The following is a 24,028-nucleotide window of genomic DNA, read 5'->3' as shown; positions in this document are numbered from 1 at the left end:
AATGTACTGGCGTTAGTATCTCCGATGAGCTTTAATCACTAGAGTTAGTAAGTATCTTGTAATCGAATAGGTCGCAAATGTTAAATCTAGAACAACTCAACGCATTTATTGCCGCCGTAGAGAAAGGATCCTTTTCGGCCGCCGCCCGACACATAGGCAAGAGCCAGAGCTCGGTCAGCATAGGGGTGAATAACCTCGAGCTGGATCTTGGGGTCGAGCTGTTTGACCGCAGCACCAAGTATCCTCAGCTCACCGAGCAGGGGGAACGACTCTATCATCAGGCCAAGGCGCTTATGCGCCAGGCGACTCGCATGGAGAGTTATGCCAAGGGGGTGATCGAGGCGGTCGAAGATCAGCTGGTTATCGGCGCCGACCCTCTGGTGCCCATGTCAGTGTTCGACTCGGCGCTGGAGAAGATGGCGGAGAAGTTTCCCTTTACCCGGGTCAAATTGGTGAAGCTCACAGGCAACCACCTTAATCGGGCGATCGAAGCCGATGAAGTCGATGTCGGCTTTAACATCATGTCCGAGGCGGTACCTGAGAATCTGGATTTCATCGGAATTGCACGTATCGAGTGGGTGTGTATCTGTAGCCCAGACTATAAGTTTGCGGATCTGGAGGCGGTAGACAGCGAGATGTTGATCAACGAGCGGCAGATCGTCTGCTCCAGCATGTTGCAAAACGAGTATCTGGCCAAGCTTGGGCGCGTGTCTCAGGAAACCTGGGAGGCGTCAGATCTGGATGACATGATACGTCTGGTGGAACAGGGCATCGGCTGGGGGATCATCCCCTTGAGCATGTATGAAGAGAAGGCGGCCATAGGCACGCTCTCAACCTTTAAGCCTGTCATCGAGAAGGAGACCGGCTTGATCACCGTGGATCTGCTGTGGAAGTCGACCGCGCAGCTGGGCCCGGCGAAGAGCTTTTTCATCGATCTGCTCAAGCGCTAATCATCCACGCGAGCGGTGAGGCATGGCAGCTGAGACAGGGGATTAGTGTCTCAGCAGCTCGATCACCACTTGCTGAATGGCCAGGTCCTGGCCGAATAACGACTCATAAACCACAAATAAGCTGATGATGGCGCCGGCGGTGATCACTGTCATGAACTGATCCATCTTGCCCAGGCTGGTATTTTTGCTAAACATGATAACCTCGATATAACGTGTTGCTGTTGGTGAGGCCATTATCTATTAACAATGTTGCCGCGGTTAATTAATAACCATCTGTATTTCGAATAGGTTGGCGCTTTTCATCCCCACCAAACACCCGTCTAATATCCATTCGATAACCTAATAATACCTAGTTAAAAGTATTAAAAACTCCTCTGTATAGTGGTCGCAATTTAATCGTTTGTGGCACATGAGTGTCGATGCTTGAGAAGAGGTCATTATGGGTACGTCAGCCAAAATTATCGCGATTTCCCTTCCAATTCTACTCGCTGCCTGTTCGCAGCAAGCCGAAGTCGACGGGGAGTTCACCGAACAACCTAAGGTCACAGTTCAGGTTATGCAACCTCAGCTGATCCAACTCACCGAACAGTTCATGGGTAAGACCCAGGCGGTCGATCAGGTGGAGATCTTGCCAAAGATCTCCGGTTACCTGATCAGCCAGGTCTATACCGATGGCGCCCACGTTAAGAAGGGTGATCTGCTGTTCGAGATCGACCCTAAGCCGTTTCAGGCCGAGGTCGCCCGCCTAGAGGCTAACCTGGCGCAGAAGACGGCGCAGATGATGCTACAGGCGAAGAAACATGAGAAGGCCCAGGCGCTGCTGACGCAAGATGCCCTGAGCAGCCTGGAGGTCGAGCAGATTGAGGCCGAGCTACTCGGCATGAAGGCCGAGGTGCAGAGCGCCAAGGCTGAGCTCAACTATGCTCAGCTGGATCTGGAAAACACCCATATTTACGCGCCTTTTAACGGCATCATGAGCGACAGCCGCGTGAGTGTCGGCGCCCTGGTTGGCCCAGATGCCGAGCCACTCACCACTCTGGTGAGCAGCGACGCCATGCATGTAGACATCAAGCTGGACGAGAAGCAGTATCTCAACGATCTGCAGAAGCGCGTGCAGGCGGGCGAGGAGATAGCGTCGCCCGAGATGGCGCTGACACTGGCCAACGGCACCCTGTACAACCATAAGGGTGAGGTCGACTTCATCGACAACCATGTGGACAGCCGCAGCGGTTCTATCCGTTTTCGCGTGACCTTCCCTAACCCAGAAGGCCTGCTGGTGCCTGGTCAATTCGTCTCCGTGTCCTCGCGCGAGCAGGTGGCCCAGCAACAGCTGGTGGTGCCTCAAGCCGTGGTGCAGGAAGATCAGGGCGGTCGCTACGTGTTGACCGTTAACCAGGACAATGTGGTCGAGGCTCGTTACGTCAAACTGGGTCTGCGTCAGGCCAATACCTGGATAGTGCAGGATGGCCTGCAAGCCGGTGAGCGCGTGATTCTCAGTGGTCTACAGTCGGTGCGTGCCGGCGTCGAAGTCGACGTGCAGCAGCCAGTCGCCCTAGCTAAGAAGGGGTAACAACTCATGGCCGATTTCTTCATTAATCGCCCCAAGTTCGCCATCGTACTCTCGATTGTGCTGACCTTGGCCGGCTTACTCAGTCTGGCAAGAATGCCAGTATCGCAATTTCCCAGCATAGTGCCGCCCTCTATCGAGGTGTTTGCCGTGTTCCCTGGTGCCGACCATAACACCATACGCAACACGGTCGCCTCGGTGATCGAACAGGAGATCAACGGCGTCGAGGACATGATCTATATCGAGTCCAAGTCGAACAACGATAACACCTACCTGGCCTATGTGACCTTTGCCATTGGCACAGATCCCGACAAGGCCCAGGTGCTGGTGCAGAACCGGGTCAACAAGGCGATGGCCAAGTTGCCCGAAGAGGTTAAGCGTCAGGGGGTGACGGTCGAGAAGGTGGCAAACTCCATCTTGATGACGGTCAACACCTACTCGCCCAACGGCAGCCATGACAACCTCTACCTGTCTAACTATGCCTCGCTCAACATCAAAGACGCCCTGCTGAGGGTGAAAGGTGTGGGCAAGGTGCAGGTGATCGGTGAGCAGAACTACTCGATGCGCGTCTGGCTCAACCCAGAGAAGATGGCCGCCAAGGCGATCACCGCCAACGATGTGGCCGCAGCCATCAGCGCACAAAACACCACGGTTGCCGCCGGTAAGCTGGGCGAGCGTCCTTCATCCGGTAATCAGGTATTCCAATACACGATTCAGACCAAGGGCCGCCTGGTGGATGTCGAGGAGTTTGAAAACATCATACTGCGTGCCGACAACCAGGCCGGTTTCATCACACTGAAAGACGTGGCCCGTGTCGAGCTGGCGGCGGAGCAATACTCTGCCATGGCTACCTACGGCAAGAATGAGAGCCCTATCCTGGCCATCTACCAGGCGCCGGGTGCCAACGCCCTCGAGGTTGCCGAAGGGGTGCGTGCCGAGATGGAGCGTCTCAGTCAGCGTTTCCCTGCCGATATGGAGCATGTGATCAGCTACGACTCCACCACCTTTATCGAGGTGTCTATGGATGAGGTGTTCGAGACCCTCTATATCGCCATCGGCCTGGTAGTTGTCGTGACCTTCCTCTTCCTGCAGAGCTGGCGTGCGACCCTGATCCCCTCGATCGCCATTCCCGTGTCGCTCATCGGCACCTTCGTGGTGATGGCGGCCATGGGGATAGATATCAACACCATCTCCATGTTCGGCCTGATCTTGGCTATCGGTGTGGTGGTGGATGCGGCCATCGTGGTAATCGAAAACGTCGAACGCCTGATGAGCGAGGAGCATCTCGATAGCAAGGCGGCGACCTCCAAGGCGATGAAAGAGGTGACAGCCCCCCTAATTGCCTCGGCATTGGTGCTGCTGGCGGTATTCGGTCCAGTCTCCTTCGCCCCTGGCCTAGTAGGCCAGATGTATCAACAGTTTGGTGTGACCATCTCGGTATCGACAGTGATCTCGACCGTGGTCGCCCTCACCCTGACGCCAGCCCTGTGCGCCGCACTGATGCGCCACGAGGCGCCTAAGACACGTGGCCCATTGGCCTGGTTCAACCAATTCATCAACAGACTGACCAATGGTTATGTCTCGTCGGTAGGCTTCTTCGGTAAGCGTCTGATGCTTTCGGGTGTGCTGCTGGCCCTGCTGATGGGCGCCATCATGCTGCTGGGCGACAACATGCCTAAGGGCTTTATCCCTGCGGAAGATCAGGGCTCATTCATGGTGGATATGAATCTACCGGAAGCCTCGGCGCTGGACAGAACCGACAAGATGGTCGATGAGATGATCAGCGAGGTCAGTGCCCTCGAAGGGGTCAAGCATGTGGTGGCCGCCAAGGGTTATAGCCTGCTCAAGGGCGCCTCATCGTCTAACTCTGGCATGATGATCGTGGTGCTGGACGACTGGAGCGAGCGTCAGACGGCAGAAACCTCAGAGTTTGCGCTGGTGGCCCAGGTACAGGCGATTATCGATCAGAACAAAGATGTCACCGGCATGGCGTTTTCTATGCCCGCCATTCCCGGCCTGGGTAATGCCGGCGGTCTGACCCTGCAGGTTGAAGATCTCAGCGGTCGCAGCGTCGAGCAGATGGCGCCCGCGCTGGATGGTTATCTGGCGGCGCTCAACGATGCCGACGAGATCGCCATGGCCTTCACCACCTATAGTGCCAACGTGCCACAGCTCTATCTGGATGTGGACAGAGCCAAGGCGATGGCGCTGGGCGTCGATCTTAACGAGGTCAACAGCACGCTGTCTGCCATGATGGGCAATATGTATGTCAATGATTTCACTAAGTTCGGTAAGAACTATCAGGTAAACCTGCAGGCGGAGCAATCTTACCGCTCGCAAGAGAAAGACCTGGAGCAGATCTATGTACGCGCCCTGTCTGGCGAGATGGTCAAGCTGTCGAGCTTCGCCACCTACAAGCCGCTGGTGGGCTCGGACAACACCGCCCGCTACAACCTGTACAACACGGCGCAGGTGATTGCCATTCCGGCCGACGGTTACAGCTCGGGTGAGGCCATCGCCGCCATGGAGCAGATTGCCGACACCAGCCTGCCACAGGGCTACGCCTACGAGTGGACCGGCATGACCTATCAGGAGCTACAGGCGGGCGATTCGGCGCCTATCCTGTTCGCCCTGGCGCTGCTGTTCACCTACCTCTTCCTGGTGGCGCAGTACGAGAGCTGGATGATCCCACTGGCGATTATCCTCTGTGTACCGACGGCGCTGTTTGGTGCCCTGGGCTTCACCGCCTTGGCGGGTGGCAGTATTAACCTCTACACCCAGGTGGGCCTGGTACTGCTTATCGGTATGGCGAGTCGCAACGCGATTCTGATTGTCGAGTTTGCCAAGGTGCTGCGTGAAGAGAAGGGGCTCTCCATCATGGATGCGGCAAAGCAGGCGATTGCCCTGCGTCTGCGAGCGGTATTGATGACGGCCTTCTCCTTCATCCTGGGGGTAGTGCCTCTGGTTATCGCCTCGGGGGCGGGCTCAGCCAGCCGTAACGCCCTGGGTATTGCCAGCTTCGGCGGCATGTTGATTGCCACAGTGATCGGCTGTCTCCTGGTGCCAATCTGTTTCATCGCACTGCAACGCCTGCGTGAGCTAAGACGCTCACCCGAGGCGACTGAAGTGACGGTTTAAGGTTTATGTTCTCCGCCGGCGTATCAATGTTTTGGCTGACGGCGTTGCCGGTTGGAGAACACTTTATTCTGCTGCCAAGTTGGCGCAGGGGGTTATCATGCAACATAAGACGAGATTCGATCGCATCAGGTATCTAGTTGGGTTCGAGCTGGGGGCCATGGTGTTAGCCGTGCCCCTGGGCGCCTGGCTGACCTCGGTCGATTCTCGTGCCTTGTTGGCCCTGGCCATAGGCATGTCGCTGATTGCCGCGGCCTGGAACTATGGCTATAACCTGCTGTTCGACAGAGCCATGCTCTACTTCAAGTCGACCATGGTGAAATCCATGGCAGACAGAGTCTGGCACAGCCTGTTGTTTGAGTTGGGGCTGCTGTTTATCTCTGTGCCTATCATGGCGGCCTATCTGTCCATCTCACTATGGCAGGCCTTCTGGCTGGATATCGGCTTCGTGGTCTTCTACCTGGTTTTCAACTACTGCTACACCTACCTCTACGAGAAATTTTTCTACGCGTCGCGGGGCTAAGGCCTCGCGCTTTGCGCATCCCCACTAACCTATTACCAAATCGAATGATAGCTAACTAAAGCTATTCGCTTTTTGCTCTTATCATGACCTCGACATTAACAGCATGATTCGGAGCATAAGATGAAAATCAAACCCTTGTTACTCGCTTTATCCCTGAGTGCGGCTTCTGGTTTCGCCATGGCCGATTACTGTGACGACACCCTGGGCGATGTGGTGGCCGGTGCCATCGAAGGTGGCCTCATCGGCACCGCCGCCGGGGCCATCGCCGACGGTGGTGAAGGCGCCAAGCGTGGTGCGGCCATCGGTGGTGCCATAGGTGCGATCGACGGCCTGGTGGAAGGCGAGGTGAAACGCGAGCGCTGCAAGCGTGACATCGAAGACATTGAAGACGCCATCATAGAGCAAGAGATCGAAGACGCTTACATCGAAGATGCGATCATAGATGACGCCATCATCAACGGTTATTAACAGAATGCGCTTCCCGCATAGACCTTAGCGACGAAAGGGTTTCTCGCTAAGGTCATCCCAACTCCCGAGGCAGAAGATTATGGCAACCCCCAGCTACCCCCGCCTTATAGCACTCAGCCTGAGCCTACTAGCTGGTGCCAGTCAGGCAGGTTTCACCGATCAGTTTAAGGATCCCACCGATGGCCGTGTCGATGCCAGTCAGTGGATCCTCAATAACGCCCACGGCTTCATGCCTGTGCCGATCCTGATCACCGAGCCTGCGGTAGGGGTGGGCGGCGGCGCCGCCCTGCTGTTCTTCCATGAGTCTGAGTCGCAACGGCAGAAGCGACTCGAAGACCCCTTGGCCGTGGCCGAGATCCCGCCGAGCGTCACAGGTGTGGTGGCCGCCGGCACCAATAATGGAACCAAGCTGGGTGGCCTGTTTCATTCGGGTAACTGGCTGGAAGACAGGGTGCGATATCTGGGCGGCATCTTTGCCGCCGATCTCAGGCTCAATGCCTACACGGGTATCGACGCCCCGGCCATGGGTTTCTCGCTGCAAGGCTGGCACCTGTTTCAAGATATCGATGTGCGCCTGGGACAGAGCAATTTCTTCCTCGGCGGCGAATACAGCTATACCCGCTCCGAGGCCGAGTTCGACCTGGGCGGCGAGCATCCGCTCAATCAGGAGAGTGCCATGGTCGATAGCGATGGCGCCCTGGGGGTCAAGCTCACCTACGACAGCACTGACAACCATTTCTCGCCCCGCAGCGGTATCAAGGCGCGGCTGAAGAGTACCCAGCACGACAAACGACTCGGCGGCGACTTCGACTATCGCACCGACAGCGCCTTCCTGCATGCCTATCACAGACTAAGTGCCAAGTGGGGCGTCAACATGCGTCTGGATGCCAAGTCGCTCTCGGGCGATGCCCCCTTCTACGCTTTGCCTTACCTGGACATGCGCGGCATGCCGGCGATGCGTTATCAGGGGGATGATACCGCCCTGGGAGAGGTCGAGGTGAGTTATGACCTCGACGATCGCTGGACCCTGCTGGGCTTTGCCGGCGCCGGTAAGGCGATGATGGCAGACGAGCGTTTTGCCGATAGCCCCTGGCTCAAGACCCAGGGGGTGGGCTTTCGTTACCTGATGGCGCGCCAGCTCGGGCTGCGCACCGGGATGGATATCGCCAAGGGGCCAGAGGAATGGACCCTGTATTTACAGGTCGGTGGGGCCTGGTAAGTCATTTTTGATTAGCACAAGAGGTAATTCCTATGGCCAATTTAAATAAAGTGTGTGAACCCGTCGGCGGCGTAGAGCAATTCCTATTGCCCGAGTTGCCGCTACTCAAGCAGCGTCGCTCTAAGCTGGTGGGCGTGCTGGGCAGCCTGATGATTGCGCTTATGCTGTCGATTATTGCCAGTCAACCCGTGCGCGCCGAGTGGGAATGTGCCGCCGGCGACTATGACTGCATCGAGCTCAATCACGATGTTATCGAGCGTGCGCTGGACGAGCGCCTGGCTAAGTTCGAGGCGCAGAAGAAGGCCGAGCAGGCGGAGCAGAAGCAGCGTCAACTTCAGGCCGACAGACTCTGTCTTGCCGATGACGATCCTTACCATTCTCGCGTCGACGAGTGTGAAAGATAACCCCTGGTGGCAGGGTGAGCGCCTCGAGTCTCTTGGTGCTTAACCCTGCTGCATCCATTTCCTCTGCCTCCCTGTGTTTCTGCGTACTCGTCGCGCCACTATCTCCGTTCATCAGGTTTCTTACCCAGACTCTGACTAACTCAGCCTCAGATTAACCTAGTCTCAGATTAACTTAGTCTCAGACTAACCTTCTTTGCCGACTATCTTTGCTAATCACTCCCCTTAGCCGTTTTGCCTTGGTTTATATCTGCCGAAAGCTTTATAGGAGCCAGGGCTGTTTGTCGTTAGGGCCTTGCTCATTTGTCTCATTAAGCTCATTAATTTAACGCCCCAAGCGCTTCATTTACTGCCATAAAAGTTCGGCCGAGCGTCAGATGACGGGCAGTTGGCCTGCCATTAAGTCGCTGTTTAATAAAAATATGGGGAGAGGCGGCGGGGATTTTTAAGGCGCAGAAGGATAAGTTTTAGCTGAAATGGCATGAGTTTCCTGAACCTAAGCTGACAGATCCCTCCTTAAGAAAGTGTTGTTCGTCCGTTTTTGAACTCTGCTTAAAATGGCATCGAAGATTTTTCATTTACCATAAGATATTGAAATTATTTATGTAATTATCATTGGCGCTTGTGTGGCGCCACGTAAGACTGTCTTTCATGTATTTGAATATCGAATAGTTTCTAATTCAATATTTGCAAAAGTCGCAAGGAAAATGGCCCCCATCTGACGAGCCAAGGTTTGATGCTCGTGAGAGACATTCATCAAAATATAGATATGGGGAATATACATGAAAAAGTCAGCTATTGTTGTTGCTACATTACTTGCGTTATCTGCCGGTGCGGCTAACGCCGACGTGCTAAACGGCTTTACCGGTAAGGTAGAGGCTGAGCACACCACTCAAGACAAGTCGACTAACCTGGAAGCCAGAATTGGCTATGATTTCAACTTCGGCGCCGTGTCTGTGATCCCGTTTGCGTCAGTTGAGACCCAATATGAAGACAAGCGTTTCAACGAAGGTTCTTTTGGCGGTGGTCTGCGTGTACAGACTAATTTCGATAACTTCTATGCCTATGCCGAAGGCCGTGCGATGCGCAAAGACCGCATCAAGGTCTATGGTGCAGCGCCTATGGATATCACAGGCAATGGTGCCGAAGTGATAGTTGACTCGACTGTTAAAGAGTACCGCGCCGAGGTGGGTACAGGTTACCAGTTCGATAGCGGCTTATTCGCCGGTGTCGAGGCGTCATACACACGTGATCGTTTCGAAGGTGTTAACTCAAATACCCGCAACGTATTCGCCGTTGCCGGCTATGAGTTCATCGACAACCTGGCTGCCTATGTCAAGGTGGGCCGTGAAGATTCAGGCGAGCTGGCCGTGCCTTATGCCAATGACACGACTAAGTGGGAAACCAAGTCGGTTATCGGCTTAACCTACCGCTTCTAAGCATTCATGATTTAAAAAAAGGGCCTGTTGGCCCTTTTTCATTTTGTGCCTTTGCTCTTACCATCTTTGCCTCTATCGCCTTGGAGCAAACCCGCTTGCCATCTGTCCTGACATCTGTGATGTTAATGATGGGATTTACGGATGAAAAAATCCTTTCTGCTACACTTAAAAATATCTCTATCCATTTGAAACATTGCGGCTAATTGCTCATGGCTGATTAGGGGATTGCATGGAAGAACAATCTGTAGTGCTGGTGGTTGATGATGTGAAGACCAATGTGCTGATCATGAGGCAGTGTCTGAAGGAGATGTTTCAGGTTTGGACCGCCGATAGCGGCGAGGAGTGCCTCAGGGTCGCCAAGCAGAAACCCGACATCATCTTGCTGGATGTGCTGATGCCCGGCATGGACGGCTATCAGGTGTGTCGTCAGCTGAAGGCCGACCCCGAGACCGCCGAGATCCCCATCATCTTCGTGACCGCCAAAGACTCGGACGATGACGAGCAGAAGGGGCTGGAGATAGGCGCGGTGGACTATATCACCAAGCCGATCCGTCCGGCGATTGTGCGCGCCCGGGTCAGTACCCATATCCAACTCAAGCAGCATAGCGACAAGCTTAAATTCATGGCGCTGCACGACCAGCTCACCGGCCTCTACAACCGTCACTTCCTCGCCGAGCGCGCCGCCCAGAGTCTCTCCGCCATGGTGCGGCACCAGCAGGAGCTCTCCATCGTGATGCTGGATTTGGATCACTTCAAGAAGATCAACGACTTCAATGGCCACCATATCGGCGATCTCGTGCTGCAGGCGGTGGCCAAGCTGTTGCAGGACTGCTTTCGCAAGGAAGATGTGGTGGCGCGAATGGGGGGCGAGGAGTTTGTCATCCTGATGGAGTGCGGCCTGGATATTGCCAGAGAGAAGACAGAGGATGTGCGTCAGCAACTGGCACGCCTCAACCCCATGGGGCTGGAGGTGACCGGCAGCTTCGGCGTGGTGACTGCCAATCCCCAGAACGCCGAGCTCTCTCACCTCTTGGTATTGGCAGACGAGGCCGTGTACAAGGCTAAGGCCGATGGGCGCAACTGTGTGGTCTGTTATCAGGATGGCGCCTATCTGACGGTAGAACATGATTAAGGAAGAATAATAAATGATTAAGGGAATCATTTCTGGACTATTGCTGTCGCTACTCGCCCTATTTCTGCTCGGCTGCGGGCCGAAGAAGGTCGAAGAACCTATTACCATCGCCATGAACCCCTGGCCCGGCTACGAACTCCTCTATCTGGCCAAGCAGAAGGGGTTCTTTCAGCAGGTGGGCGCCAATATCGAGCTGGTGCAGGTGTCGACCCTCTCCGATGCCCAGCGCGCCTACTTAACCGGCTATGTGGATGGCTTCGCCAGTACCATGATAGAGGCGATTCAGGTGGCACCTCTGGGGGGCAAGCCGATTAAGATCGTCTTGCTGGCGGACTACTCTGACGGTGGCGACGTGATTATCGCGCCCGACGCGTTCGAGAATATGCAGGCGCTTAGGGGCGAGACCATAGGCTGCGAGGTCAGCTCCTTAGGGATCTTCGTGCTGGAGCGGGCCCTCAGACAGCACAAGATGAACATAGACGACGTGAAGGTGATCAATGTGGAGCAGGGGGCGGCGGCGAGCGCTCTGGCCATAGGCAAGATTGCCGCCATGGTGACCTATCCGCCCTATTCGGTGGAGATACAATCCAGCGGCGCCTATCGTCAGCTGTTCTCCACCAAGGAGATCCCAGAGGAGGTGTTAGATACCCTGTCTATCTCCTCCAGCGTCCTGGCCGAGCATCCACAACTGGTGGAGCAGATCCGCCGGGCCTGGCAGCTGGCGATGGACTATATGCAGCAGGATCCCGAGGAGGCGATGGCCATCATGGCCAAGCGTGAAGGGCTTCAGGTAGCCGACTTCAAGGGCGCGCTGGCGGATCTCAAGCTGCTGAGTGGCGAGGATCAACGCAAGCTGTTTGCCCAGAACGACAAGCTGATTCAGCTGGGCTACAGCGTCTGTGAGACCCTGGTCAAGATAGAGGCGATCGAGTCCGATTGCCGTCATGTCGACAACCTCTTCTATCGGGCGCCTTAGCCTATGTGGCGTCACTATCGGGACAAGATTGCCCAGGGCATAGTCTATAAGCTGAATCTGGCCACCTTAGTGTGCGCCCTGATCATCTCAGGCTTTATCGCCCTCTATTACTATGAAGAGATGACCGAGCGCACCCAGTATCAGGTCGACTATGAGATCGCCCAAGTGTCTGTGTCGCTGCGACTCGCCCTAGAGGCCAGCACAGACTTCAGCAACATGCGCAGGGTGGTCAACGGCCTGGCGGCTCAGGGGAGCATCAAGCGTCTGGTGCTGTTCGATCCCCGCGAGCAACAGATAGTGGCCGATAACCTGGGGCAGTATCTCGGCAGTCCGCTGTCGACCAGCCTGGCCCCGGAACTGGCGGAGATGGTCAGGCTGGTCAGCGATAAACAGAGTTCCAAGGAGGTCTGGCGCCAGGGCAGCATAGTGCATCAGGTGCAGCAGGTGTATCTGATCTCTCCCGAGTTGCAGCGCCTTCGGGCCTATGTGCTCTATGTCAGGTACGATGCCAAGGAGATCGAGGCCTATAGTCTCGAGGAGCTGATCCACTATGTGAGCTTCCTGCTGCTGGGTTTTGCCATACTGCTCACGGTCAACCTCTATGTGCAGCACAGAGTGCTGCTGGATCCCATTCGCCGTATCCGGCGTCAGATAGAGGCCTTCGGCGGTCAGAAGACCATACGCCTGGACAGCGACGATGAGTTCGGCGTGCTGGTTAACAGCTACAACGAGGCGGTCAGCGCCCGTAATCAGAAGCAGCTCGAGCTGCAAAAATCGCGGCGCTATATCGACAACATCACCAACGTGATCCCGATTCAGCTGGCCTATGTGGACGCCCAGAGCCGCTATCGTTTCATCAACCAACACTATCTGCAGTGGCTCGGCAAGACCGAAGAGGATGTGCTGGATCAGACGGTGGAGGCGGTCCAGCCCGCGGATGTCTACCAGCTGATAAAACCCTATCAGCAAGGTGTGCTGGCGGGCAATAAGCAGGTGTTTGAGGCGGAGACCATAGATGCGGATCAGGCTCCCAGATTCTTCCATATCACCTATGTGCCGGACGTGGGTGACGATGGTCAGGTGGAGGGCTATTTCATCTGTGTCGAAGACCTGACCCGGATGAAGCTCAACGAGCGCAAGATAGAAACCTACGCCCAGGAGATGGAGTTTAGTAACTGGGCGCTGTCGGAGGCGCGAGAGAAGGCCGAGGTCGCCGCCAAGACCAAGGAGGATTTTCTCGCCTGCATGAGTCATGAGATCCGCACCCCGATGAACGGTGTCATAGGCATTCTGGGGCTGCTGGGGGAGACCCAGCTGTCGCCGATGCAGAAGCGTTATGTAGACGTGGCCTCGGCCAGCGCCGATTCCCTGCTGTCGCTGCTCAACGATATTCTGGATTTCTCTAAGATAGAGTCGGGCAAGTTCGAGATTGAGGCGATCGAGTTTGACCTGGTGGAGCTGTTGGATCTCTTCGTGCAGTCCGTGTCCCTCAAGCTGGAGGAGCGTCACCTGCCGCTGTTTGTGGATATCACCCAGTTGCAGTATCGCTACGTGGTCGGCGACCCCAGTCGCCTGCGTCAGATCCTGGTGAATCTGGTAGGCAATGCCATCAAGTTTACCGAGGAGGGCTGGATCGCCTTGCGACTCTCGAACCGCCTGAGCGAGTCGGGCGAGGTGCTGCTCTCCTGCGAGGTGGAAGATACCGGCATAGGCATAGCCAAAGAGAAACTGGCCATGTTGTTTAACCCCTTCATACAGGTCGATAGCTCCACCACCCGCATGTTTGGCGGCACCGGGCTGGGGCTCTCCATCGCCAAACGCCTGTGCGAGCTGATGCAGGGAGAGATCAAGGTCAGGAGTCAGCAGGAGGTGGGCAGCATCTTCAGCTTTACCCTGACTCAGCAGCTGGCCGACAGCGACAAGATGATAGATTGGCGCGCTGGTCTGTCGCCCGAGCGGGTGACCCTCATGGGGCAGCTGGGCGCCTTCGAGCGCATGCTGGGCGAGCTGCTTACTAGCTGGGGTGCCAGGGTGAGCTACCTGGAAGAGGAGGATGCCATCCTCGAGACGGATGTGATCATCTACAGCTTCGCCCCTCGACGGGAGGCCTTTGTCGAGGAGTTAAATGCCTGGCGTGAACTGGTGGGGCAGCATGCAGATCGCCCAAATACCAGAGTCCTGCCGCTGCTCTCCTATTGGCAGCAGACAGAATTCGAGAAACAGGATGCCAGGGTGCCACACCTGGGCAGACCCCTGAATATCCGCCAGCTGATCCGCGCCCTGTCTGATCGCGCCGATGAGGAGATGATCGAGCCTGTCATAGAGCCGATAGTGGAACCCAGCATGCCGGACAAGCCCAAGGTATTGCTGGTGGAAGATAACAAGGTCAACCAGATGGTGGCCCTCGGCATGCTTCACCAGCTGGGAGTGCAGGCCGATGTCGCCAGCAATGGCCGTGAGGCGCTGGCGCTGCTGTCGGCGCTGCAGGGGAACCCCTATCAGCTGATCCTGATGGATTGCCTGATGCCCGAGATGGATGGCTTTCAGGCGACGGCGGCGATTCGCGAGGGGCAGGGGGGCAGCCAGTTCTGCGCCCTGCCCATCATCGCCCTGACGGCCAATGCCATGAAGGGCGACAGGGAGCACTGCATACGCGCGGGGATGGACGACTACCTGACCAAGCCGCTGGTGCTTAGCGTCCTGAAGGAGTGCCTCTATCGCTGGTTCTCTCTGAGTCAGCAAAATTATGAGGCGGCCCTGGGCCATGACCCGGATGTTGAGACATTGCCCACGCCGATCGAAGCCGAGAGTCAGCTGTTCGATCGCGACAGCGCCCTGGCGCTAATGTCAGGGGATGAGGCGCTGCTGGATGAGGTGTTGCAGGTGTTTGTCGAGGAGATGCAGGATCACAGAAAGGCCTTTATCGAGGGGATAGCGGCCGCCGATTGCACTGCTATTCGCTCCAGCGTCCACGCCATCAAGGGCGCCGCCAGTAATCTCAGCATGACGGCGCTGGTGGAGCTTGCCCGCCAGCTGGAGGCCGATGCCCGCCGCGGTGATCTGCAGGCGGTGCTCGCCGGTCGCGAGGCCTTTCTCGAGCTGCTCGAGGATACCCTGGCCTGCTGTCACTGATCCGCGCCGCGGTTTTCCCGTTTGGCTCACCTTAGGTCGCTAATATTCGACCTCTGTCCCACTTTTATCTCTTTTGGGCCACTTTAGCGATCGGCAAAATATGTTATTTTAGGGCGCAACCCTGGCGGGGCGCTTGGCGCCGCGCACGACCCAAACATCTAAAGGATAAAGTGGAATGGCAAAAGCAAAGATAGGCATAGTCACAGTCAGTGATCGCGCCAGCGCCGGCGTGTACGAAGATATTTCCGGTAAGGCGATCATCGAGGTCTTGGGCGAATACCTCACCTCGGAGTGGGAACCTGTCTATGAAGTCATTCCCGATGAGCAGCCCATTATCGAGCAGACCCTGATTAAGATGGCCGATCAGCAAGATTGTTGCCTCATCGTCACCACGGGCGGCACTGGGCCGGCCAAGCGCGACGTGACCCCAGAGGCGACCGAGGCGGTGTGCGATCGCATGATGCCGGGCTTCGGCGAGCTGATGCGCGCCGAGTCGCTCAAGTTTGTGCCTACCGCCATTCTGTCTCGTCAAACCGCCGGCCTGCGTGGCGACAGCCTGATCGTCAACCTGCCCGGCAAGCCTAAGTCGATCCGCGAGTGTCTGGATGCCGTGTTCCCGGCGATCCCTTACTGCATCGATCTGATGGAAGGGCCTTATCTGGAGTGTGACGAGGCGGTGATCAAGCCCTTCAGACCTAAGGCGAAATAAGCTGTTTCGCCCCGTCAACTCAAGGAAAGGCCCGGCTCATGCCGGGCTTTTTATGCCCATGGCTTTAGTATCAGACGCCCTTGCGGATGATCTGGTGGGCGCTGTAGGCGCTGAACAGCAGTAGGCTGGGGATGGCGATGAAATGGGCGAAGAGATTGGGCTGGGTGGTAAAGTGCAGCCACAGCAGCAAGGTCCAGCTCACGCCCAGGTAACTCAGGCTCAACATCAGGTGTAGTGTCCGTGTGTTCATCTGCTTACTCCTTCACTTTCTCGTTAAATCTGCAATGGGGTCAGTATAAAAACTCGACAAACGGCTCAAAAGTGTCATTATTGACAAATTAAGGGTGATAAGTGACATGTTGATGAGGGGCAGAGATGAAGACAATCATGATACTGGCGGCGGGCAATGTGGTGGCCGGTGGCATAGTAGGGCTGATCGATGTGTTCAGCTTTACCAATGCCCTCTATCGCAGGCTGCATCCCGAGGCGACCCAAGATCTGTTTCACTGCCATATCGTCTCAGGCGACGGCCAGGCGATCACCACCAATCAAGGTTTTCAGCTCGCGGCCACGGGGCTAAGCGAAGCGGCGCAGCTAGAGGCGGCCGATGCCGTGGTGCTGGCCTCTTCCTTCGTGACTAATAAGGCGGAGTTTAAGGAATACTCCCAGGGCTTTGCGCCCCTGCTTGGGCCGTTAAAAGCTTATGCCGAGACTGGCAAGCCCATCGCCGCCTACTGCTCGGGTACCCTGATGCTGGCGGCCTCTGGGCTGCTGGACAACAGGCGGGCCACCACTGTCTGGTGGCTGTCGCAGATGTTTGAGCGTAACTTCGCTAGGGTAAATCTCTGTATGGACTCTTTGGTGGTGTCAGATGGTCAGTTTCACACCGCCGGGGCGACCACCTCTAACCTGAGTCTGGCCCTGCATTTGGTGGGCTTGCTGGCGGGTGAGGCGCTGGCGCAGCAGATGGCTAAGATTCTGCTTATAGATCCTAACCGCATCTCCCAGCAGCCCTTCATGACCATGGCGATCACCCCTGAGCAGCATCAAGATGAGGTGGTGAGCAAGATTCAGCAGTGGATGCAGTCCAATCTAGATCAAAACTGGTTGCTCGATGAGATAGCGCAGAAATTTGCCTTGGGTAAGCGCACCCTGATCCGCCGCTTCAAGAAGGCCCTCAACGAGACGCCCGCCAGCTACATGCAGCGTCTGCGGGTCGATGAGGCCAAGCGGCTGCTGGAGACCACTGAGTTGGCGCTGGAGCAGATTGTCGAGCGGGTCGGCTATGAAGATGTCAGCTCCTTTCGTAAGCTGTTCATTCAGTTGACCAGCCTGTCGCCAAGAGCCTATCGGCAAAAATTTAATACCCACAGCTGCTGTTGAGATCGGTCGCATCAGGCTGTTTGTTTAAGACTGTTTGTTTAAGACTGTTTATTGAGACTGGTGGCAGGAAGCTAGAGGCGGGCGCTTAGGGCGCCCGTCTTAAGTTAGTGGGTATCTTTGAGGTGTTTGTCCAGATAGGCCTTTAACTGGGCATCACTCTCTTTCCTCTTCTTGCGTTCATGCTCGTCCATGGCGTTCATCACCTGACGCTGGCACTCCAGGCGGTTATTCTCCCGCTGCAGCGGATTGGTGGCATGGTCGGTCTGGGCGTCGCACAGTGCGCTGGCACAACCCGAAAGGCTGGCTAGGGCAAATAGGCCAACGAAAGTGTGTTTGATGGCGGATATTATGGTCATATCGTCTCGAATATAAGATTTTTACAGCAATTTGTTTTAGTCCGCCATTATAAAACCATTTGCCACCTGCGGCACAAGTGAAAAACCCTAAAGAACTTGTGGTATTGCTGGGCGCCTTGCCTAGTCCAGGGCCTAAACTAGCGCCTAATCCTGGGACTAAGCCAAGCCTAAAGCCAAGTTAAACTAAGCTAAGACAAAAGCTTAAGCACCGCGATTGAGCTCGGCAAACTCCTGTTTCAGCTGGTAGTCACTGTCGGTGACAATACGCTCCAGCACGCTGACGCGCTCGGCCAGTCGCTGGTTTTCCTGTCTCAGACGGCTCATCTCATCCGTGTCGCCCCCTGTAGGGCGGCGTCTCTCTTGCCTGAGGCGGTATTTATAGAGTTCGCTGAGGCTGGTGGCGACCACCAAGACCAACATGACGATCATAACCACTTGTTGCTTATCCATAGCATGCTCCTTGTAGGGCCACCCGATGGCGGCCCTTGTCGATGACAAGTTGGGGTTAGAGTCCGAAGACGATTTTCTCGCTCTTGAGTGAGCGCTCCATGCCCAGGGCCAGTGCCAGGGCGATGACGAAGGTGATGGCGCTGGAGAGCGCCAGCTGCATCATGGGGATCTCCTTGCCCTTGATGAAGGCGATCAGCGCCTGCATCTGTCCCGAGATAGGCAGCCACTGCAGGGTATCTGGCGCTATGTTGTAGCTCGCCGCCATCGACAGCATCATGGGCACGATCAGCACTATGGTCAGGTAGGACTGCGCCTCCTTGAACGACTTGGCCATGAAGGAGACGAACAGCTGCAGCGCCGCCGCCATCAGGGCGATGGGCAGGCCGATCGCCAACATCAAGAGGATGAAGTCGACATTGATGTTGACCGAGAAGCCCAGCTCCTGCCAAGGCACGAAGCCATAGGCGACCTTAGAGATCACCAGGGTGAGGATCAGCCCCAGCATGGCGAAGATGGTCACCGCCGCCACCTTGGCCAGTACGATATCCCGGGTCGATACCGGATGGCTGAGCAGCAGGGCCAGCGAGTTGCGTTCACGCTCGCCGGCGCTGGTGTCTATGGCCAGGTTCATGCCGGAGATAAACACCGCATAGACCATCATGAAGATGGCGACGCCTAAGATCATCCCGCCCTTGGAGTCTGAGGTGGCCTGATCTTCCACCTTGACCTTGATTGGCTGCATCACCTTAGGGTCTATGCCGCGGGCGATCAGTCGCAGGCTGCCGATCTCGGCGCTGTATTGCTGCAGCGCCTTCTCCAGCCGACGGATAGAAGACTGTAGCTTCTCGTTGGAGTTGTCGGCGATCAGCACTATCTCGGCGGCCTGACTCTTGGCCATGTTAGCGGCGTAGTCTGGGCTGATGACAAGTTCTATCTCCTTGCGATCGGCCTCATCACCCTGGCTTATCTCGTTGCTGGCGAGGTACTTCACTAGATCCGGTGCGCGCTCGCCGTGGGTGATGGTGATGTTAAGCGCCTCTGGGCTGGTGATTTGGCCGATGAGGATCATAAACATGCCGCACATCATCAGCGGCGCGCCGATGGCGTAGTAGAGGCCCGCCATCACAGAGCGCTTGTCCCTGGCGGCATCGGTCAGCTCTTTTCTGACCATAGTAATGATTGAACTTATCATGCTGCGATTCCCTCGTCGGTACCGATTAGCTGAATGAAGGCGTCTTCCAGTGAGGCCTGGCCCGTCTGTTGGCAGAGTTCCTGTGGGCTACCGACGGCGACCACGCGTCCCTCGGCCATGACGATGACGCGATCGCACAGGGCAGCGACCTCCTGCATCACATGGCTGGAGAAGAGTACGCAGTGTCCCGCCTGCTTGAGATCCCTGAGCAGGTCGCGAAGCACCCGGGTGCTCATCACGTCCAGGCCCCGGGTGGGCTCGTCGAGTATGATATTGGTGGGCTCATGCACTATCGCCTGGGCCAGCGCCGTCTTCATTCTCTGCCCTTGGGAGAATCCCTTGCAGCGGCGATCGGCAATATCGTCCATGTGCAGCTTGCTCAGCACCTTGGCCGAGGCGGCCTTGGCCTGCTCGCGGGAGAGGCCGTTAAGCTCGGCGAAGTAGCGGATATATTCTCTCGGCGTCAGGCGCTCATACAGGCCGAAAGGGTCTGGGAACAGGCCCAGTTGCTGCTTGGCGGCCACCGGCTGTTTGGCGACATCTATGCCGTCGATCTCGGCGATGCCCAGGTCTGGCTTGAGCAGGCCGAAGACGGTGCGCAGACAGGTGGTCTTGCCCGCGCCGTTAGGGCCCAGCAGGCCGGTGATCTGGCCGTCCAGCGCCTCGAAACTGAGGTCGTTCAGTGCCTGCACCTCGCCGATCCGTTTAGATAAATTCGATACCTTAATCATGGCGTGCTCCTTGCTGCTGGTCGCCACCGAGAGTGGAATGGCTTAGTGTGTCCTGTGGGATGGCCTCAACCGTGTTGGCGTTGAGGTAGAAGTTACGACTGATATCTTTGCTCAGGCACTCCTGAGACAGGCCGTCGACGCTGCCGCTGCTGATAAGCTCCGCGATCAGTGTGTTGGCGCAAGACTGATAGGCCACCCCATGGGTCGCATAGGGGGCGACGAAATGCTTGGCATTGGTCAGCTTGGCCATGGCCAGCTCGCCCCAACTCGGTGGTGTGGCCGGGTCTATCTGTCCCGATAGCACGAGTGTCGGCAGGGCGCTGGCTATGGGGGCGGAGAAATCTTCACCTACCGCCGGAATATGCCAGATAGGGCAGCTCAGATCGAAGGCCTCAAGCATCTCACGACCGAAGTAACTCTGGCCTATCTGCTGACGCTCGGCTTCGCTGAAGCGGTGCCAGTCTTCGCCACAGACCACGGCCGAGTGCATGCCGGCGGCGATGCCAGTGCTGTTCATCGTGAGGGCGTACAGCCCCATGATGGCCTGAAAATTCCCCTCAGCCGCTTGGTGGATGGCGTGGGGCAGCAGCGCCCTGACATTAGGCATATAAAGCGCCATACGGATGGCGCCCATAAACTTGGCGCGGGTCATGGTGAGCTGGGTCGGCGCATTGGTGAGGGGATCGCGGGTCTGACTGATCTGCGGCCCCTGGCTGAGCTGCGCCTCGACCTGGTCGAGTTCAGCTTTGAGATTAGGGAACTCTTGATGACACAGGGCGTTGCCCTGGCAATCTTTAAGCAGCAGGTCGATGGCGCGGGTGATGGCGTCGCCGATATTAAGCACACTCTGCTGCATGGGCACCACGCCGTCCAAGGTCACGGTAGCCAGGGCCTCTGGGTAGTGACGCATATAGAGCTGGGCCATGCGGGTACCGTAGGAGATGCCATACAGGTGCAGCTTCTGGTATCCCAGGGCTTGCCTGACCGCCTCGAAATCTTTGAGGGCAGTTTCGCTGCCATACTGGCTGACATCGGCATCTATCTTGGCGAGGCAGGCCTTGGTCTCGGTGGCGATATTCAGCTCATCGTCGTTGAAGGCCAGGCCACCCTCGAAGCCGGCGCCTTCACAGACGAGTTGGTTGGAGAGGCCTGTGCCGCGCTGGTCGATCAGCAGTATATCTCGCTGCTGGCGCACCTTGGTAAAGATCTTGTCGAAGCTGGCGGCGTTATCTATGGCCGATTGGCCTGGGCCGCCGGCGATGGCTAATAGCGCTTCTTTCTCGAAACTGGGCTTGATGGCGGGCAGAACCAGATAGTGGATCTGTATCTGTTTGCCCTGGGGCTTAGCGTAGTTTTCCGGTACCGTGATGGCGCCGCAGCGCAGACGATCAGACAGGTCGTCTACATAGCAAGACTCAGATTTGCTGTCTTGCTGATCTGCTGGTTGAGTGTCTGCCCAGGTGGGCTGAGATAACAGCAGTAGCGCCAAGCAGGCGGGCAGGAGTAGCGCGGCCAGCCGCTGCTGCCGGGTGAATCTATTGGCCATCAATTTAACCTTTCCTTGAAGCATGATACCGATTCCTTAGTTGAAATTTACCGTATCTATGTTAATTTAGTACTGTATCGGTGTATCAATGTATTAATACAGTGAATAAAGGCTAATGCTAGATTTACTCAATGTCAACCCCAGTAATGGCGATCCCATCTACCGCCAGCTTAGCGATCAGATAGTGCGTCTGATCGTCGGCGGCCAGCTGCAACCTCAAGAGGTGCTACCGTCGGTGCGGCAGATCGCCGAGCACCTGGCGGTCAACCCCATGACGGTCTCCCGCGCCATTCAGCAGTTGGTGGAACAGGGTTGGCTCGAGCGTCGCCGCGGCCAACCCACCCGGGTGGCACAGCGTGGCGACAGCCAGGGTACTTCGAGTGCCGATCTGATGGCGCCACAAGTCAATTCACTCATCAACCAGGCTAAACAGTTAGGCGTTAGTCTGGAGGAACTCAATGCCATCATCGCCAAGGCATGGCAACAGGCGCAATAAAGGAACAGATGCAGATGCAAGAGAGCAATCAAGCCATATTAGCCTTTCATGGGCTCACTAAGGCCTTTGACGGCCAGCTAGCCATAGATGACTTGTCGATGACCCTCTATCCCGGCATGGTGGTGGGCCTGCTGGGGCAAAATGGTGCGGGCAAGTCGACCCTGATGCGCTGCGCCCTGGGGATCCTCGATGTCACCGAGGGGCAGATAGAGATACTGGGCGGCACCAGCGACAATATCAGCTCGGCGCAGAAGGAGCTTATCGGCTATGTGCCTCAGCAACCCTTCGGTTATGAGGGCTTCACCGTCGAGCGCGCCCTGGCCCTGCATCGCAGCTTCTATCCTAACTGGGACGGGTCGCTGGAGCAGGAGTGGTTGAGCCGCTTCCAGCTCGATGGGGCGCAGCAGGTACAGCGCTTGTCTGTGGGGCAGCGCCAGTCGCTGGCGCTGATCATGGCCATGGCCTATCGCCCTAAGTTGTTGATCCTCGATGAGCCGGTTGCCAGCCTGGACCCTATCGCCCGGCGCGAGTTTATGTCGGATCTGTTCGACCTGGCGCTGGATGCCGGTTCGGCGGTGCTCTTCTCTTCACACATCACCTCAGATCTCGAGCGGGTCGCCAGCCATGTGGCCCTGATGCGCAAGGGCAAGCTGGTACTCTTCAAGGAGATAGATGCCCTCAGGGAGAGCGTGCAGCTGGTGAGTCTCAAGCCGGGCGAGTCTCTGCCCGAGGGGCTTGTTGTGCTCAACCGACAGCAGGATAAGCTGCTGGTGGATCACTATGAGGCCGCCATGGCACCAAGCTTCACCTCAGTGACGCCAATGAACCTGGAACAACTCTTCATGGAGCTGCACAGATGATGCCTAAAGCGCTGCGCGGCATGCTGCGCTTCTGGCTGTTCGATGTGGGCAGCGCCAGCTTTCTCGGCACCGGACTGCTGGCGCTGGTGATGATGCTGGTGTTGGCGTTCTCGGGCAAATACGACGCCATGCCTATCATGCTGGGGATGATGCAGGTCTCTACCTGCGCGGCGATCGCCTGGCAACTCAACCGCCTGTCGGCCACCGAGTGGGCCAGCCTGGTGCCCGGCTACGCCGAGAGCATTCAATGGCAGGCGCTTATCGTGGGCATTATCGCCACAATGATCTCGCTGACTGCGGCGATACTATTGCCCCTCGAGGCGGCGGTTCAGCAGGTGCTGCTGGCGAGCCTGGCTGGGGTCGCCTTCATCTATTTCTGTCGCCGACACATCAAGGGGTTCTACTTTTCTTTCGCCCTGTTTCTGCTGCTGCCCTTTACACCTGAGATGACGGCGTTTCTGCCTAGCCTCAGCTTCTACCTGGTGCCGCTGGCCGTCGTGGGGCTTATCTATCTGATCCGTGCTGATCTCAGGGCCGAGGTCTGGCACCTGGAGGCGAGATCTGTCTACCTCAATGGCCTGGAGATGGGCTGGTTCTGGTTGCCTAATCTGGGTTCAAACAGCCTGATGAACCGTCTGGACAGGTGGCTGCATCCGGTAAACTTCTTCGTCGGCCCCATGCTCTCCATGATGCTGGTGTTACTGCCTGCACTGGCGCTGCTGCTGGGGCTGGTAAATTATTTTGTCGGTATCGAGCTGCCCGTGCTCTTCATCATGGGTCAGTTCAGCGCCGTTGCCTGTACCTTAGTGCACTGGAGTCGTGTACAGAGATGGCGGGCGACTGAGACCCTCTATATCTTGCCGGGCTTTGACGGTAAACAGGGGCTGATCGATGCCTTCGCCAGCGCCCAGTATCGTCTGCTGGGGTATTTCACCGGCACCATGGCGCTGCTGGCGACCTGCACCCTGATACTCAAACCCGACTTTACCCTGCTCATCTGGAGCCATCTGGTACTCAGCACCTTCTGCGTTTGCGCCTTCTTGCTGGGCCTGGGCTGCGCCGCCCGCAGCGCCATGCATATCTCACTGAGTATGTTAGTAGTGATCTGTCACGCCATCTGGTTGTCCACCGCCTTGGTGGCACTGCGCGAGGGCAGAGACCTCACCACCTATGTGACTCTGGATATCGGCCTGGTGGCCTTTTCTCTGCTAACGCTTTGGTGGGGCAAGCGAAAGTTGTGGCGTGAGGCCCTGGCCTGATCCTGCTAGCGCCTGGCTTTTGTGCTCCAATTAACATTATTGGAGCAAAAACTCTTATTTTTTGGCCGCCATTGCAGTAAAATGCGCCAAAACAGGTACAAGTG

General features: G+C 56.7%; 23 protein-coding genes. 16 read left to right on the top strand and 7 right to left on the bottom strand.

Going from position 1 to position 24,028, the window contains the following annotated elements:
• The first annotated feature begins 77 nt into the window (after nt 1-77).
• On the top strand, nt 78-950 hold the full coding sequence (locus SHEW_RS19680; protein ID WP_011867592.1) for a LysR family transcriptional regulator: 873 nt from the start codon (nt 78-80) through the stop codon (nt 948-950).
• 42 nt (nt 951-992) lie between these two features.
• On the opposite strand, the gene SHEW_RS20875 is transcribed toward SHEW_RS19680, so the two are convergent.
• The gene (locus SHEW_RS20875; protein ID WP_190272401.1) at nt 993-1,145 is read right to left on the bottom strand and encodes a hypothetical protein; all 153 of its coding nucleotides are present in this window, start codon (nt 1,143-1,145) and stop codon (nt 993-995) included.
• Between the two features lie 244 nt (nt 1,146-1,389).
• Here SHEW_RS20875 and SHEW_RS19670 point away from each other — a divergent pair, with 244 nt between their 5' ends.
• The 11 genes from SHEW_RS19670 to mog all read left to right on the top strand — a co-directional run bounded on the left by SHEW_RS19670 (nt 1,390) and on the right by mog (nt 15,651).
• Nucleotides 1,390-2,520, top strand: a complete 1,131-nt coding sequence (locus tag SHEW_RS19670; protein ID WP_011867591.1) for an efflux RND transporter periplasmic adaptor subunit — start codon at nt 1,390-1,392, stop codon at nt 2,518-2,520.
• A 6-nt stretch (nt 2,521-2,526) separates the two neighbouring features.
• Nucleotides 2,527-5,655 (top strand): efflux RND transporter permease subunit, encoded by a 3,129-nt coding sequence (locus tag SHEW_RS19665; protein ID WP_011867590.1) that lies wholly within the window; start codon nt 2,527-2,529, stop codon nt 5,653-5,655.
• Between the two features lie 97 nt (nt 5,656-5,752).
• Nucleotides 5,753-6,175 carry a PACE efflux transporter gene (locus tag SHEW_RS19660; protein ID WP_011867589.1) on the top strand — a complete coding sequence of 141 codons (423 nt, stop codon included), beginning with the start codon at nt 5,753-5,755 and terminating at the stop codon, nt 6,173-6,175.
• 120 nt (nt 6,176-6,295) lie between these two features.
• Nucleotides 6,296-6,643 (top strand): hypothetical protein, encoded by a 348-nt coding sequence (locus tag SHEW_RS19655; RefSeq protein WP_011867588.1) that lies wholly within the window; start codon nt 6,296-6,298, stop codon nt 6,641-6,643.
• Nucleotides 6,644-6,722: 79 nt separating this feature from the next.
• Nucleotides 6,723-7,862, top strand: coding sequence for a BamA/TamA family outer membrane protein (locus SHEW_RS19650; RefSeq protein ID WP_011867587.1), 1,140 nt, complete (start codon nt 6,723-6,725; stop codon nt 7,860-7,862).
• A 32-nt stretch (nt 7,863-7,894) separates the two neighbouring features.
• Complete coding sequence (locus SHEW_RS19645) at nt 7,895-8,266, top strand: hypothetical protein (protein WP_011867586.1); 372 nt, start codon at nt 7,895-7,897, stop codon at nt 8,264-8,266.
• A gap of 779 nt (nt 8,267-9,045) precedes the next feature.
• Nucleotides 9,046-9,702 carry a putative outer membrane beta-barrel protein gene (locus tag SHEW_RS19640; protein ID WP_011867585.1) on the top strand — a complete coding sequence of 219 codons (657 nt, stop codon included), beginning with the start codon at nt 9,046-9,048 and terminating at the stop codon, nt 9,700-9,702.
• 229 nt (nt 9,703-9,931) lie between these two features.
• Nucleotides 9,932-10,834, top strand: coding sequence for a diguanylate cyclase (locus SHEW_RS19635; RefSeq protein ID WP_011867584.1), 903 nt, complete (start codon nt 9,932-9,934; stop codon nt 10,832-10,834).
• 13 nt (nt 10,835-10,847) lie between these two features.
• Complete coding sequence (locus tag SHEW_RS19630) at nt 10,848-11,810, top strand: ABC transporter substrate-binding protein (protein WP_011867583.1); 963 nt, start codon at nt 10,848-10,850, stop codon at nt 11,808-11,810.
• Between the two features lie 3 nt (nt 11,811-11,813).
• Nucleotides 11,814-14,942, top strand: a complete 3,129-nt coding sequence (locus SHEW_RS20185; RefSeq protein WP_011867582.1) for a hybrid sensor histidine kinase/response regulator — start codon at nt 11,814-11,816, stop codon at nt 14,940-14,942.
• A gap of 175 nt (nt 14,943-15,117) precedes the next feature.
• Entirely contained in the window at nt 15,118-15,651 is a 534-nt protein-coding gene (gene mog, locus SHEW_RS19620) for a molybdopterin adenylyltransferase (RefSeq protein WP_011867581.1), read from the top strand.
• Between the two features lie 70 nt (nt 15,652-15,721).
• On the opposite strand, the gene SHEW_RS19615 is transcribed toward mog, so the two are convergent.
• Nucleotides 15,722-15,901 carry a hypothetical protein gene (locus SHEW_RS19615; RefSeq protein ID WP_011867580.1) on the bottom strand — a complete coding sequence of 60 codons (180 nt, stop codon included), beginning with the start codon at nt 15,899-15,901 and terminating at the stop codon, nt 15,722-15,724.
• Nucleotides 15,902-16,026: 125 nt separating this feature from the next.
• Here SHEW_RS19615 and SHEW_RS19610 point away from each other — a divergent pair, with 125 nt between their 5' ends.
• Nucleotides 16,027-17,034, top strand: a complete 1,008-nt coding sequence (locus SHEW_RS19610; protein ID WP_011867579.1) for a GlxA family transcriptional regulator — start codon at nt 16,027-16,029, stop codon at nt 17,032-17,034.
• A 104-nt stretch (nt 17,035-17,138) separates the two neighbouring features.
• Here the strand turns inward: SHEW_RS19610 and SHEW_RS19605 are convergent, their stop codons facing one another.
• The 5 genes from SHEW_RS19605 to SHEW_RS19585 all read right to left on the bottom strand — a co-directional run bounded on the left by SHEW_RS19605 (nt 17,139) and on the right by SHEW_RS19585 (nt 21,309).
• A complete protein-coding gene (locus tag SHEW_RS19605; protein WP_011867578.1) occupies nt 17,139-17,390 on the bottom strand; it encodes a hypothetical protein in 252 nt (83 codons plus the stop codon).
• Between the two features lie 201 nt (nt 17,391-17,591).
• Nucleotides 17,592-17,840 carry a hypothetical protein gene (locus SHEW_RS19600; protein WP_011867577.1) on the bottom strand — a complete coding sequence of 83 codons (249 nt, stop codon included), beginning with the start codon at nt 17,838-17,840 and terminating at the stop codon, nt 17,592-17,594.
• Between the two features lie 55 nt (nt 17,841-17,895).
• Nucleotides 17,896-19,029 (bottom strand): ABC transporter permease, encoded by a 1,134-nt coding sequence (locus SHEW_RS19595; RefSeq protein WP_041407549.1) that lies wholly within the window; start codon nt 19,027-19,029, stop codon nt 17,896-17,898.
• Nucleotides 19,029-19,763, bottom strand: coding sequence for an ABC transporter ATP-binding protein (locus SHEW_RS19590; RefSeq protein ID WP_011867575.1), 735 nt, complete (start codon nt 19,761-19,763; stop codon nt 19,029-19,031). The genes SHEW_RS19595 and SHEW_RS19590 overlap by 1 nt, the downstream gene beginning before the upstream one ends.
• Nucleotides 19,756-21,309, bottom strand: a complete 1,554-nt coding sequence (locus tag SHEW_RS19585; RefSeq protein WP_011867574.1) for an alpha/beta hydrolase — start codon at nt 21,307-21,309, stop codon at nt 19,756-19,758. Before SHEW_RS19585 ends, SHEW_RS19590 begins: the two co-directional genes overlap by 8 nt.
• A gap of 115 nt (nt 21,310-21,424) precedes the next feature.
• On the opposite strand from SHEW_RS19585, the gene SHEW_RS19580 reads away from it, so the two are divergent.
• Genes SHEW_RS19580 through SHEW_RS19570 form a run of 3 tightly spaced genes read left to right on the top strand, consistent with a single transcriptional unit; the run spans nt 21,425 to nt 23,924 of the window.
• Nucleotides 21,425-21,805: a GntR family transcriptional regulator gene (locus SHEW_RS19580; RefSeq protein ID WP_011867573.1), complete on the top strand. Its 381-nt coding sequence runs from the start codon at nt 21,425-21,427 to the stop codon at nt 21,803-21,805.
• A gap of 14 nt (nt 21,806-21,819) precedes the next feature.
• The gene (locus SHEW_RS19575; RefSeq protein WP_041407547.1) at nt 21,820-22,665 is read left to right on the top strand and encodes an ABC transporter ATP-binding protein; all 846 of its coding nucleotides are present in this window, start codon (nt 21,820-21,822) and stop codon (nt 22,663-22,665) included.
• Nucleotides 22,662-23,924 (top strand): hypothetical protein, encoded by a 1,263-nt coding sequence (locus SHEW_RS19570; protein WP_011867571.1) that lies wholly within the window; start codon nt 22,662-22,664, stop codon nt 23,922-23,924. Before SHEW_RS19575 ends, SHEW_RS19570 begins: the two co-directional genes overlap by 4 nt.
• Nucleotides 23,925-24,028: the final 104 nt, after the last annotated feature.

This window comes from Shewanella loihica PV-4, assembly GCF_000016065.1.
Classification (GTDB): Bacteria; Pseudomonadota; Gammaproteobacteria; order Enterobacterales; family Shewanellaceae; genus Shewanella; species Shewanella loihica.
This window is presented reverse-complemented; position numbering and strand designations above follow the sequence as displayed.